General features: G+C 59.3%; 1 protein-coding gene (cut by a window edge). It reads right to left on the bottom strand.

The window, feature by feature from the left end; all coding sequences use genetic code 11:
* Positions 1-15 precede the first annotated feature (15 nt).
* Positions 16-14,411, bottom strand: partial view of an autotransporter-associated beta strand repeat-containing protein gene (locus KDL09_RS00395; protein ID WP_294380180.1) — the 3' end only. It continues 16,957 nt past the right edge of the window; the window shows 14,396 of its 31,353 coding nt (coding positions 16,958-31,353); the start codon falls outside the window, past its right edge; the stop codon is at positions 16-18.

The raw sequence follows: 14,411 nt of genomic DNA, 5'->3' as shown, positions 1-14,411 counted from the left end.
GAGGGACTAAAGGGTTCAGGCACCCCGGCTACGCCGACGGCGCCACCCCAGAACCAGGAACCCAAGAATCAGCAGCACAAACCTGCTGGGCTCAGGCACTGCCACCATGATGGTCCCTGCAGAGTACAGCTGACTGATGTCCCAGAACTTGCCCGAACCAAGATCTGGCAGATCCACAAAATCTGAGGTGTAGTTTCCGTTGAGATTGGTGAAGGTGAATGTGCCCGTGGGAGTGAGACCCGCCCAGTCAATGAGTTTCCAGGTGTCACCCACATTGAAGCTGGCCGGGGTCAAACCACTGGAGGCACCGATCCCCACACTCAAGACTGCGCCCGTGAGCGAAATCACGGAAGTGCCCGTGTTGCTGAACACCAGGCGGTCGGATTCGGTCGCGTCGGTGATGCCTGCGACGTTTTTGAACAGATCCAATTGGAGCGTGCCTGCCAGCGTGAACACACTCTGTGTCGAGGCGGTCGCGCCAGTCGATTGCAGAGCGATGTTGAGTGTCTGGGCAGAGGTGCTGCCGGGTGAACCGACCAGAAGCGAAGCGCCGGCGCTGACCGTAATGTCCTTGCCAGCATCAGGTGCAATTGTCCCTGTGCCGCCGAAGGTGGCACCCGACTGAACCAACACGTCACCCGAACCCGTGCCGGATCCGGTAGAATTGCTCACCAAGAGAGTGCCCGCAGTTACAGTGGTTCCCCCGTGGTAGGTGTTGCCCTGAGTCAACGATACCACGCCAGTTCCAGACTTGAACAACTGCAGAACGTCATCCGTGGCACCTGCTCCGCCCGAAGCCTCGCTGATGACACCAGTAAAGGCCATGCCACTTCCCGAAGAGGTGGTTGAGTTCAAATAAAGGGCTTTGGTCTCCTGCACTCCAGGGCTCGAATCCTGGAGCGTGACAGCGCCGCTGAATGTCACCGGCGTCGCAGATACGATCGAAGTGACGCCACTGCCGTTGGCATTGACATCAATTGCCTGCGAAACCGACGTCACCGCCGCAGTGGTGATCTGCAGTGTTACGTTCGGATTCGCCGTATCTTGGAGCCACTCCACAGGGTCTGAGCCCACCCCGCTCACGGAGGTGACATTCGGTGAAGCCATGAAATAAGTTCCTCCGCCGGTGACAGTGACCCGCGTGCCGTAAAGCATCTCGCCCGCAGAGTCGAAATCGGTCACACGCCCGAGGTTCATGGAGCCGTCTGCATTAAAGCCGGCCACGTAGTAGATGCCGTTGCGTTCCGGATTCTCCACCTCGTCCTTGACCAGAATGCGGGCATTGAGGTCTGCGGAGGTGAAGGTGTGCCCGGCCAAGGTCGCACTGACACTGTAGAAGGCGCCGGTGCCGGCGTTGGCAATGCCGGAAGCGATCGTACCGTCGCCGTTGCCCACGAAGACACCGCCCAGTGCATTGCGGTTGTCGGAGTTAAAGTCGATGGTGCGTTCCACACCGAGAACCGAAGCACCGTTGGTGACATAGGCAACGTTGGCAACCGCATGCGTAACGTCCCCGAGCTCGATGGTGGCAAGGTTGCCGCTGATGGCAGAAGCGCTTCCCAGCTGCACCGTGCCGCTGCGAATGACCATTCCACCGTTGCTGGCAGAGCCGGCGGTGCCTGTGCCGCTGCCAAAGGAGTTGGTGCCCGTAAGATTGACAGTGCCTCCGCCAATAAGCGTGAAGCCACCGGGCCCGGCGATCGAACCACTGTAGGTGACGGTGGTCGAGGACGGGGTGTCGAAGAACACATTGCGTTCCACTCCCCGGTTGATATTGACCTGGCCGGTGACGGCAACAGAGCTGGCGGAAGAGCGGAAGACGGAAATGCCCTCGCGGTTTACACTGCCGAACTCAAGGTTGTTTGCGAGAGAGGTGCCAAGGAACTGCAACACCAGCGCCTCGCCCGGTGAACGCGTGTCCGTGGTGGCTCCGACCTGAACAACTCCGGTGCCGAACGCCGAGTTGGTGCTTCCAACGAGGGTTCCTTCCGCCAGCGATGTGCCGCCAGTGTAGGTGTTGTTGCCGGCCAGACGAAGCGCCCCATGCCCCGCTTTGACGAGGGTTCCGCCCTCGCCTTGGAGAACCCCGGCGAACACCGCATCATCCGCCACCGTGCCTTTTCCGCTGGCAACCTCAACCATGCGTGATTTGCCGCTCAGTTCGATGCTGTTGACAAATGTGATCGTTCGGTCCGAATCCGGAGCACCGAGCAACAGAGAGTCATTGTCCAGCACAAAGCCATTCGAACCCCACGTCAACATGCCCCCGCTGATGGTCACCGAGCGGTTGAGCGTGTAGGCGGCAAAGCCGCCGCTGCCGGTCCAGTCCAATTGGCCAGCCCCCGTGCCAAGAGCACGAGTGAAGTCGCCCGAATTCAGACCCAGGACGCCACCATTCAACCGCAGGTGGCTGGCCGTCGGCAATGCGTCGGCAGAGTCAAGCCGGAGCACGCCTCCCTGAACAAAAGTGTCACCAGTGTAGGAATTCTTGCCAGAGAGCGCAGTGGTGCCATCCCCCGACTGCACAAGGTTCACGACACGGCCTGCGGTAATATTGTCTGCAATGATCGAGCCAATGCTCAGAGCCCTGAGCGGATTCCAGTTGTGGATGATGAGATCCGCGCTGGTGCCATCTGTATTGAGCAGGCCGCTGGTAAGCACCCCGCCCAGAATGGCATTGAAGTGATTCCCGGCATGGGTGGTCTGCAGGATCGCGCCACCGGCCAGAGTCAGGGTGCCGCTGTTGGTGATCACTTCAAACGAAGAGGCCACCGCCGTGATGGAAACCGCGTTGCTCAAGGTGATGGAACCATTTTCGGCGTCCACGGCGACAATGGTGGTGCCATCGGGGATGCCAGAACCGCGGATGACTTGATTCACCTCCAAACCGGTCACATTCACACCGGTGATCACATCATCATTCGCCGTGCTGTTTCCTGTAATGGTGATGCCGCCAATATTGACAACGCTGGATGCCAGGGCGTCCACATAGAACTCAGAGAAAGAATCTAGCGTCGCATTATTGCTCAATGTCACGGTGCCGGCCAGCCTATCAATAGCAGTGATGGTGGTTCCTGCGGGAAGCACCGCACTGCGGACAGCCTGGCCTACCACGAGACGAGTGACATTGATGCCCGAGATGACATTGCTGCCCAAAACGCTGATCCCGCTGGTGGAGGAGCTGCTGTTGAAGAACCGGATGGTGTTGACCGAGGCGGTCTCCGTGGTGGCACCATAGTAGGCATCCACACTGATGGCACCGTCCGTGACATGCAGGGTGGAGTCCCAAGTGGAAGGGGCGGAACGGAAGGAATGTTCCGTTCTGCCGCCGATGGCAGGGTTGTCAGAAGCGACGATGTCGAATGTGATGCCATTGTACGAGGAGAAGGCAAAATAGTTCACCCCTGGATTCAGGATGTCGATGGAAGTCTGATAGACGGCCCGGGGCATGATGACCTGCTGATCAACGTTGAACTGACCGGCAAAGGTGATGATCGCCGCCCCGCCATTGAACACCGAATTCTCCGAGAAGAGTACTGTGCCACCTTTGTTGAACTGCGCCGCCATCGGTGCGTTGGCGTCGTGAAGGTTGAGAGTGCTGTTGAGGGTGCTCGTCGCGGTGACCCGAATCACCGATGAACCTTCATTAACGACAAACTGGCCTGGCAAATTCTGCACCAAGCTGACTCTGTCAGAGCCGACGAGTTCCAAAGTTCCGCCGCCCAGCACCAATGCACCGGTGTCACTGCGGACAAACTGATTGCTGAAAGCAGGTTTGAGACGAAGCGTGCCATCTTCCACGCTGAGTACTTCGACGCCATAGCCGCCGGAACTGGTGCCAAGAAGTTCCAGTGTGCCTGCGCCGAGCTTCCGGATGGCATAGGTATCTTCGATGCTCGGAGTCAGGTAGGTGCCCCCGACGGTCAGTCTTGTGAAGGCGTTGCCCACATCCCAGATGGCGTCTTCGTTGATGGTATAACCGCGGTCAGTCCGGGCGGAGAGCCCGTTATACTGCAGAACGCCACCGTTGAAAACGAGGTTGGCGGCGATGTTGGCCGGAGCCCCGAGATTGCTCAAGCTGTTGGCAAAGACGAGCGTGCTGCCACCCGTGGCCACAGCGGGAACACTGAGAACGATCTCCGTGCCGCTGAGGATCGCCGCGATGGTCGCTCCTTCAGGAATGCCAACTCCGCTGACAGCCTCGCCAACACTCAAACCGGTGGTGGATGTGACGGTCACCGCGGTGCTGCCGTTGACCGTGGTGGCTGCGAGTGTGGCACCGATGGTTCCGCTCGGGCCAAAGGTGCGGGTGGCTGTGTTGGTGTTGGTGACCGGATTGGAAATCTCCACCAGATGATCATCCAGAATGCTCACAACAACGCTGCCGGCAACGATGCCGTCACCGCTGATCGTCTGACCGACCGTCAACCCCAAGGTACTGGCAACACGAACAAGGGCGCCGCTTGTAGTGGTTGCAGAAAGCGAGCCCGTAGTGATGCCCGAAGCACCATAAGTGAGACTCAAGGTGCCTGATCCAAGGGCGTTCTGTGAGATCGTAAACCGGGTGCCGTCAATGATCGTGGTAATGACAGAACCGGGCACGATGTTCGCGCCAGAGACGGTCTGCCCCGGAGTGAGGCCCGCTGTCGAAGCCACAGTGATGGTGGCGTTGCCATTGGTGGTGGTGGAGGAGATGGAACCGGATTGGGCAGCCACTGAACCAAAAGTCAGATCGTTGGTGGCCGTGATGACTGCACCATTGGAAACGGTGAACTGGGTGTTGCTGTTGATGGCGGTGATGGTAACCGGCGCCAGGAAGCCCGGACCGCTGACACTCTGACCAAAGGTAAGGCCGTCCGTGCTGGCCACCGAGACCGAACGTCCCAAGGACACATTCTGACTGCTCAGCCCGAGGTTGGCGGTGTTGCCGGCGATGGCGACATAATTGATGGTAAGCGTCCCGGCATTGACGGTGGTGACGCCAGTGTAGGAGTTGAGACCCGAGAGAACCAGAGAGCCCTCACCGAGCTTGTCGAGACCGTTGGATCCAGCACCGTTGGCGATGACTGCGGAAATGTTCAACAGCCCGGCACCAGTGTTGTTCTGGATGACCAACAAATTCGTGCCGCTTCCCGCTCCGGTGGCCAGCGTCCCAAGGCCGGAAATAAAGCCGCTGTGAGACGCCATGTTGGACGTGAAGAGAATGCCCCCCGACTGGATCACATTGGTGCCGCTCAGGACGACATTGTACGGCGTGTTGCTGAGCGCCGGCGTGTGATCTGCATCCGGGGAAGTGTTGTTGAAGCGGATGGTGTTTGTCGTGCGTCCGTTCTGCGTGCTGTTTCCCACGATGTCCATGTTGGCGTTGGTGGTCCAGTCACTGGCCGGCGTGGTGTTGAACGCGCCGCTCTTGGTGTAGGAGGAGGATGCCAGACCGCGGATCAGCCCGTTCTGGTTGGAGGTAACGGCACCGTTGGTGTCGTTGATGGCGCTCTTGGTGGCCCACGAAGTGCCGCCAACGATGGCCCAGCCTCCGAGAATGCCATTGCTGTTAGTCCTGTCCGTGCTCGCAATGTCATCTTCGCTAAAGTTGATGACGGCACCCGTCTGCGGGGTGATGGCGTTCATGCGCAGAATCGCGTTGCCACTGATGCGACTGATGTTGTTGACACCAGCCCCCAAGGTCACGCTGAGGACTTCTTCGATATGCTCAGGGGCAATGTAGCCAGGCGCTCCGGCCCCGCCGCCGTTAAAGACACCAACAATCCCGTTCCCTGCGAGTTCAATAGCCCCCCCAAGGCGGCTGCCGCCCAGAACCAGGACGCCTCTGTCGGAAAGCTTGCTGAGATCGCTGGTTGTGAAGTCCAGCCTGAGGGTGCCTGACTGCACGGTGTGGTTGGGCGCGACCGTGCTGGTGAGGACATTGCGCGTCGTGGGCTCCGCCTGACCACTGAGAATCAGCGTACCAGCGCCGAACTGAGTAATCGCACCGGCTCCACCAAGCGAGCCCTTGAGATTGAGCGTGGCTCCCTTGCCGACATTGATGACTGAGTTGGCGGTCACAAAGACCGAGCCGGCCCAGGAACTGTTGCCCGTGGTGGTGGCAAGCGTGCCGCCGGAAAGGAACATTTGATCGACTTGATTGTAGGCGACGTTTCTGAGATCCAACGAGGCGTTTGTGGAGCCGAGCGTATTGCTTGCATTGGTGCCGCCACCAATCACCACTCCGGCGCCCCCCTGCTCGCCAAAGGCACCATCTGCAGTGGCGGCAAGAATGCCGGCGAGCACCAAGGTCTCTCCAGAATAGCTGTTGGCCCGGCCCAGCACCCAGGTGCCATTGCCGATCTTGGTGAGTGAGGTGGCACCACCCACACCATCCCCAAGTTGCAGATTAAACTTGTTGTCGCCAAGGTTCGATCCACCCAGCGTCAGAGTGCGGGAGCCCTCGCCGATGAACGCCACGGCCGGGGACAGTCCGCTGAAGCCGATCTGCAGCGTGTCATTGGTGGACGTGCCGTCGGCGACGAGGATGCCCGCATCCTCGCCCGTTCCCAGCGTGAAGGAACGGTCTGTGAAGGCCCTGATCGGGCCGATGTAGCGCAGCCCGCCGCCATTGAGCACCAGATTGGAAGCCGCGTTGGATGCACGACCGATGCTGCTGGAGAAACCTGCGACATTAAGAGAGATCGCGTTGATCATGCCGCCGTTGATCACCGTGGGGCCGGAGTAGTTGCTGAGCGTCGAGGACAGCGTCAGCGTGCCCGTGCCGGTTTTTACCAAGGAAGTGACACCGATGAGACCCGCGCCGTCGCGAATGGTTCCGCCGAAAATGGAGGAGGCATTTTGATTGACCACCAGGGTGCCGGTGGCGGTGCCGTTGTTGGTCAGCGTGCCAGTTCCGCTCAGCAGCGAAACTTCCGTGCTGTGGTCTCTGAGATCAAACGTGCCTGAGTTGAGGGCCAACTCATACCCAGCCGGAGTGCTGAGCGCTGTGTCACTGCCCAGACGAAGGAAGCCACCGTTGATAGTAACCTTGCCCCCGAAAGTGTTGATGCCGCCGATGTTCAGCGTCCCGGTGGAAATCAGGATGTCATCCGTGATGGTGTTGTTGCCCGTGATAGTGAGGTTGGAGCCGATGACCCTGATGAGACCGATCGTATTGTCACCAGTCAGCTTCAAGGCGTTGAAGCTGTCGTAGGCCAGATTGCGCGTGGCGTTGGCAATGGCGTTTGTGGAAATCTCGAAGGTGGTGGCATCGATGATGCGGACAATTGTTGTCCCTGCAGGAATGTCATCCGCCACACCGTCGCCGTTCAGGTCGTTGCCGGTCACCACCGTGCCTACCTCCAGGCCGGCGGTAGTGGCCACTTTAACCACATTGCTTCCGCTCACAAAGGTCGAACTGACGCTTCCCGAGGTGCCGAAGAAAGCGCCCGAGGTCTCAACACCACCGGAGAGGTTGTGATTGCCAACGACCACAAGGGCGCCGGACGTACCATTTGCGGCGTTAAAGATAAGACGCCCGTTAGCCCCATTGATCGGAGCTGAACTGCCAATGGTGAGAGTCCGGTTGTTGCTGACGCTGAAGACGGCGTCGCCTGCATTGATGGTGATGCCCCGGTTCGGATCATCCAGAGCAAAGTCCGCCGTGGCCAGCAGGCGGCCGCCATTGAACGTCAACTGATCGGCCACCAGCGAATTGGGAGCCGTGCCAAGCGCCCCTTCGTGACTGATTTGCAGCGTTCCTTCATCAATGAAAGTCTTGCCAGTGTACAGGTTGTTCAGAGTCACGGTCAGGTTGCCTGTGGCACTGCCGGTTGGCGCATCGGAGAGCACGATCGTGTTGTTGACGGTGTTGATGGCGACAATGGTGGTGCCGGCCGGAATGCTCGGTCCGCTCACCGGAGCCCCCACCTGCATGTCTTTCACACCTCCGGCAGCCACATTCATGCTGACCGTCGTCTGGCCGGCAATAACGGTTCCGGAGCGGACGATGTTCGGATTGAGCACCAAGGTGCTGTTTCCAGTCTTGGTCAAAGAGACAGACTGGGTGGCAGCGACATTGTCCACCACAACACTGTTCATGTTCAGAGTGTTGGTGGGCAGTTGGAAGATCAACTCATAGGGATTGAGCGAACCTGCATGAGTGCCGGCGGTAACGCTGCCGTTGGTGATGTTCTGCGTATTGCGTGTGGCAAGAATGCCCCCGCTGTTGATGGTGAGAAGCGCGCCGGGTGTGATCGTCAACGTCGTGCTGCCCGTGGACTGGATGTTGAGCGAGTGAATGGTATTGTTAACGCTCAAGGTCTGGTTGGAGGTGGACTTGGCGTTCGATGTGGTGGTCCAGGCATTGGCCCCACTGGTATCGTAGGTGGCCAGGGCATCGATCTGACCGCCTGCACCGACGACGGCCCATTCACGCAGCAAGACACTGCTCACAACGGTGTTGCGGACCGCCCAACCGCCGATGATGCCATTGTTGTTGGTCAGCCCACTGGTAATTTTGATCGTGCCACCCGTGTCAGTCGTGCCAGAAACGCTGTCAAAGACGAGTGTGGAACCTGCCGCACGAGTGCCGAATGACGAGAAGGTCAGCACGTTGGTGGAAGCATTGTTCTTGAAGCTGCCGATGTAGCTGGAACCACCAGTCAAAGACAGGGACCCCACGGTCTCGGTGAAATTGTCCGCCCCCGAACCGGTGCCGGTGAACTGGAATCTGGCTGAGTTCAGGTTGATCACAGCACCATCATCCAGACGGTTTGTATTGTTGGCGCTGGTAGTGTTGGTCAGTTTCAGACCGACAAGGTTGGTCCCTGTGGTGGTGGCGTTGCCGGTGCCGTAAACATTGATCACCGAGTTAAAACTGGTGGCCACATTGTTTGCGGTCGCTGTAGCAGCGGCCGAGATCACGATCTGGGTTCCATTGAGGATGCTGACGATCTTGGAGCCCGATGGGATGTTGGCATTTCCGGTCAATGCCATGCCCACATACATGCCGGCCGTGCTTGCCACGGTGACCGTTGTGCTGGTGTTCACCGTGCTGGCATTGATCGGCGCGGCAAACGCCCGCAGCGATCCATTGCCCCCCGCAAGGTTGAGGTCCCCTTCCTTGATGTTGATTGCACCGCCATTGACCGTGCTCGCCGAATTGATGTTCAGCACAGCGCCGTCGATGTTGTTGTCCCCGGTTCCGATTATCGACAGGCCGCCGCCGACCTTGAGTGCCTGGTTCCAAGTTGCCGTGGTCAGCGCAGTGCGTCCGGTGATCGTGAAGGAACCAGCGGCGTCAGTGGCAGAATTGAAATTCGTGGCACCACCTTCGCTGATCGCGATACTCCCTCCGAAATTGCCTGAACGATAGGTCAGGCTCGCATTGGTCCCATTCGAGGTAGGTGCGGCGGAAATCTGGTAGGTCGTGCCGCTCAAAACCTGCACGACGTAGGCTCCAGCCGGGATATTGGCACCGCTCACCAGCATGCCCGGAACCAATCCTGCGGTGCTTGCAACGGTCACTGTGGTATTGCCAGAAGCGTAGGTCGAGTTCAGCGCCGACGAGGCAAAGTTGAGATTGAGCGTGCCGTTGCCCCCGTCGCGGAAGAAGGAACCGCTGCCAGCCACCGCCCTGGAGAAATTCCAAGTGACACCATTGTTGATGCGCATGGTGAGCGTGCCGCTGTTGGAGATGGTTCGTGGGCCCAGTTGGGCTGCGGCGGCGCTGCCGACCCCGTTGCCAAAGTTGGTGGTGCTCTGCAGCACAAGATTGGCGCCACTGTTGATCGTGGTGGTACCGCTGTAGGAAATGTTGCCGAGGGCCAGCACCTGGGTGCCGGAGCCGGCGATCACCAGATTTAGAACGCCGGAGCCGGTGTTGTTGGCACGGTCACGAAGGAAGCCGTTGAAGAAGTTCGTCGTCCCAGCCGCAGAGTTGAGAGTCAGCGTGCTGTCGGACCGCAGGTTTTCACCCTCGGTGTTTTCGATGACCCCGCTCGCCGTGTAGTCGGAGATGCCGCCCACTGTGTCACTGAACCCCATGAGCTTGAAGTAGGGGTTCTGGCCGCCGTTGCCCGTGGCAAAGCCACCCACGCCACCATCAAAGCTGATGATGGAAGTGTCAGCGATCTGGTCGTTGCCACCGAGATGCACCACCGTGCTGCCGATGCCGCCCTGGCCGCGATTCCCGATCTTGAGGTCGCCCAGGATTGTTCCATTCACCACGTCAGTGCCGAAGCTGGTGACAACTCCGGTGCCTGCGGCGGTGGCGTTCGTGGAGATGACAAACGTGGACCCATTGGTGATCGAGACCACGGTGGCACCGTTGGGAATGTTCGGGTTGCCGGTGATTTCCATACCGACGTAGAAGCCCGCCGTGTTGCCGCCTACGAGGGTCACTGTAGAGGAACCTGCCGTGGTGGTGGCCGAATAGCTGCCGAATTTCGTGTTCACATTGCTGCCGGTGGCGGTCGCAGCGGCCGAAAGCACGAACGTCGTGCCATTGGTAATGCTGCTGATCGTAGCATTGGCGGGAATGTTTGGGTTGCCACTGACTCGCATGCCCACAAAGAGTTCGGAGGTGCTGCCGCTGGTCAGCGTCACCGTAGTGCTGCCGGATGTGGTCGTCACATTGGCTCCGGCCAGAGGAGACGCCGACTTGGCTAGCACGAGCTGCGGATTGCCAGCGTCACCGCGGCCACGGCTGAACACTGTGGTCAGCCCGGTGTAGGCGTTGGCCTGAAGACCACTGAGAACAAGACGTCCGTTGCCCATGACCGTGATGCCACGCGCACCCCCGTCCTGGGAAATGACGCCGCTGATGTCCAGGCGAGAGGATGTGCCACCCGAGTTGACATTGACGTTCAATCCGCTGGAGAGCAGAACCGGTGCGTTGATGACATCGACTCCAACCGAATTCGAGTTCGACAGGACCTTGCTCAGCAGGGCGCGGCCATACTCCCCATTGTTGAAGTTCAAACTTCCGCCGCTGCCTTGACGGATTTCAAAGTGATTGCTGTTGTTTTGGTCTCCGAAGAAGACCATGCCGGCCTTCTTGGTGCCATCCAAGGTCACCACGGCGGTGGAAGTGATGTTTGAGGTGAAGTTGACGATGCCACCAATGGAGTTCGGGGTGGTGGCCGGGCGCCAGTTGCCAGATGTGTTCCACGATCCGCTGCCAGCAAGATTGTAGGTGTTCATCAGGATCGGAATCGACGAAGGCTGGGTGATGATGGTGAACAGGCCGTAGGAGGCGAACATGCTTACGTCATAAACAAGGCCGCCGCTGAGTTCGGGAAGGATAAGATTGCCCCCGCCCGAGCCGCCGGTGCGATAATTGGTGCCCACGTCAAACGTGGAGAGTCCGGAAAGTGAGAGCCAGTCACCAAGGTCAAACACCTGTCCGCTGGCGGCCGATGCGACAAAACCGGAATCGACGACGGTGATCGTGCTGGCGTTGAGCGTGATTTCGCCGTTGACGAAGATCGAGTCATGCGATGACCCAACAGCTGTGCCGTTCCATGAGGTCCCCCCGGTCTCAAGAATCTTGATGTCACGATAGCCGCCAATGGAGTCGTATTCACCGCTCAAAAGGGCCGTGAGGATTCCATTGTCCTGCAAGGTCCGGGTGGCCACCTGGAAGAACGCCGCAGAGCCGTCATTGAGAGTGAGATTGCCAGTGAAGGTAAGGGTGCCAATGCTGTTGCCGAGATTGTCCCCCGGCTGCAACACGCCGCCGCTGTTGATCACATGGTTGGTGCCGTCAGTGAATGACGCGCCTTCCGTACCAGCAGTTCCATTAATCATACCACTGCCGGCCAGGGTGCCTCCCGAATTCACGGTGGTGACTCCTGTGCCGGTCCTGCCAGTGCCGGAAAGGCCCACCTGCAACGTGCCCGCGTTCACCACGGTTCCACCCGAGTAGAGATTGGAATTGTTCGAAAGCCGCACGGCGCCGCTGCCTTCCTTGATGAGACTGCCGGTGCCTGTGGAAATGGCACTGTTGACATAGGTGCTGCCGGCCCCGCCAAAGGTGACGTTGCCATTGGCCGCCATGTTAACCCCTCCGGTGCTGATGTTCAGAACCGTGCTGCTGTTCACAACATCGACTCTGCCGCCGCCTGCGCTGACGGTAAGCCCACGGGTGTAGGTGTCGTTGCCTCCGCTGTAGGCCAGCGTTCCCTTGTGCGTGGCATCCCCCAGGACAACTGGGGTGGTGGCGCTGCCGATGTTGCTGCCTGCACCCACGATGTCCGCGGCCAGCAAGGTGCCGTCCGCGATGGTTGTCACACCGGTGTAGGTGTTGTTTCCACTGAGGCGCCAGGTATTGGAGCCGGTTTTCAACAAGGACGTGGCGTTCGCGCCACTGTTGCCAATTAAGGACGCCAGTACGTTGATGATCGAGGCATCACTGGTGCCGGTCAGGGTAAGTGTTCTGACGCCCGCACCTGTAAACGCGATGGCACCCGTGTTGGAAAAGACCACGGCTCCCGTGCCTGAGGCATCCAAGCCGCCCGCACTGGCACCGGCTCCCAAGGTGAAGAGACGGTCAGTTGTGGCCCCGGCGCCCGTGTATTGCAGAATGCCTCCATTGATCACAAGATTGGATGCCGCGTTGCTCGAAGCACCGAGCGCACTCGCGATGCCGCCGTTCTGCAAATCGCTCACGCTAAGAATGCCCCCGCTGATGGTGGTGACACCTGTGTAGCCATTGCCAGCTGCAGCGTTCAGCGCAAACACCTGCTCAGTGACAGGGGCGCTGATAACAAAGGTGTCCGGGGCCAGGATCGACTCCACAGTGTAAAGCCCTTCGGGGTCAGGATTTCCTTGTGCATCCACGATCGTGCCAACCATCAATCCATTGGTAGTCACTCCCTGAATGGTGATGGTCGCCGCTGGTGTGCTGATGACGGCGCTGTTCGCATCAATGTCGATGCTGTCAACGGTGTAAATGCCCTGGGCATCCAGGTTGCCATTGCGGTCAACTTTGTCTCCCACCGTAAGGATGCTGGCGTCTGCGACGCTCACATCGACAGTCTCACCATCCCAATGCGCAGTAATCGTGTCCGAAGGAAGAATATCAATGACGGTGTAGGCTCCTGAAGGATTGACCGTACCATCGGCGTCGGTTTTGGTGGTATTCACCACGAGGCCGCTGGTGTCGCCTTGAATGGTCAGAACATCCGAACTGGGGACCACTGCATTCTGGCTCAACCGGAAGGTGCCAGCACCGTCGACCCCAATGGAGAGTACATAGGTTCCTGCAGCAATGCCCTCGCCGGTGATCAACTGATTCACGAGGAGACCATCCGTATTGGTGTTGGTGACAATGTTGGCTGCCGCTCCCGTAATCGTGCCGGACAGACCTACAATGGCGTTGTTGGGAGCCAAAACCCAGGTTCCGACACCTTCTTTGGTCAGTGAGGTCTTGTCACCCGCCAGAGCGCCCGAGTCACCCAAAGCCACCACCAGGGTGTTCAGCCCGGTGTTGGTGCCGCCCAGATGCAAGGTTCGCGAGCCACTGGTGTCACCATTGAAGCCCATGGCCGACACACCGGCGAAGGTCAGCGCGCCCGAACCGGATGCCTCGATCGTACCACCCGAAGATCCGATGGAGAAGATGCGGGTCGTGCTCGTCGTCGCACCGGTGTAGCGCAACGTGCCGCCGTTGATGACGAGATTCGTCGCCTCGTCGCCAGAAGCTCCGATGCCGCTGGCGGTTCCACCATTGGCCAAGCTCCGGACGGAAAGAATCCCTGAGGTGATGGTCGTGCCACCGGAGTAGGTGTTGGCGACGTTGTCGAGCACCAGCGTGCCAGTCCCCGCCTTGGTGAGGCGGAAGCCGAAAAGATTGTCTCCGACCGCGCCATTGACCGTCAGCGCATTGGCGGAGTTGATCGTCCATGACTGGTGTGACCCCAGATTGACGGCGCTGTTGATCACGTGAGCACCTGTTCCTGCCTCGGTGGTGACACCGGAACCAATGATGGTCAGGGTGTTGTTCGAGATGGTGATGGCGCTGGTCGCTCCAGAGCGGAAGGTGAGGCTGGCGATCTGGCGGTTCGTCAGCAGCGAAGTGTTGAAGTTCCCAGCCCCGGTATCTGTGGTGAAGAACACATTGGTAAACGAGCCCGGAATACCACCCAGGAGAGTGCCGCCACCCGCCGTGGTGAACCAGTTGTCCGGGGTGTCCCAAGAGGTGTTGGAAGCACCTTTCCAGTAGGCGTTCTGGAAGCTGGCGGCAGTCACGTTCAACACGATTTTGTTCGCCTGCTGAATCAAGTCGAGAGAGTAAGGATTCGCCCCGAGGATGATGGCATCATTGAGCAGGACAAAATCATTGGCGAAAGATCCCGCGACCGTCAGGCCGCCCGAGAGGAAGGTGATGAGGTCATGCTGGCCGACCGTCAGGCTGCCAATGC

Source organism: Prosthecobacter sp. (genome assembly GCF_020439865.1).
Taxonomy (GTDB): domain Bacteria; phylum Verrucomicrobiota; class Verrucomicrobiia; order Verrucomicrobiales; family Verrucomicrobiaceae; genus Prosthecobacter.
Note: the sequence above shows the minus strand (reverse complement) of the source record. Positions and strands in the feature narration are given on the sequence as shown.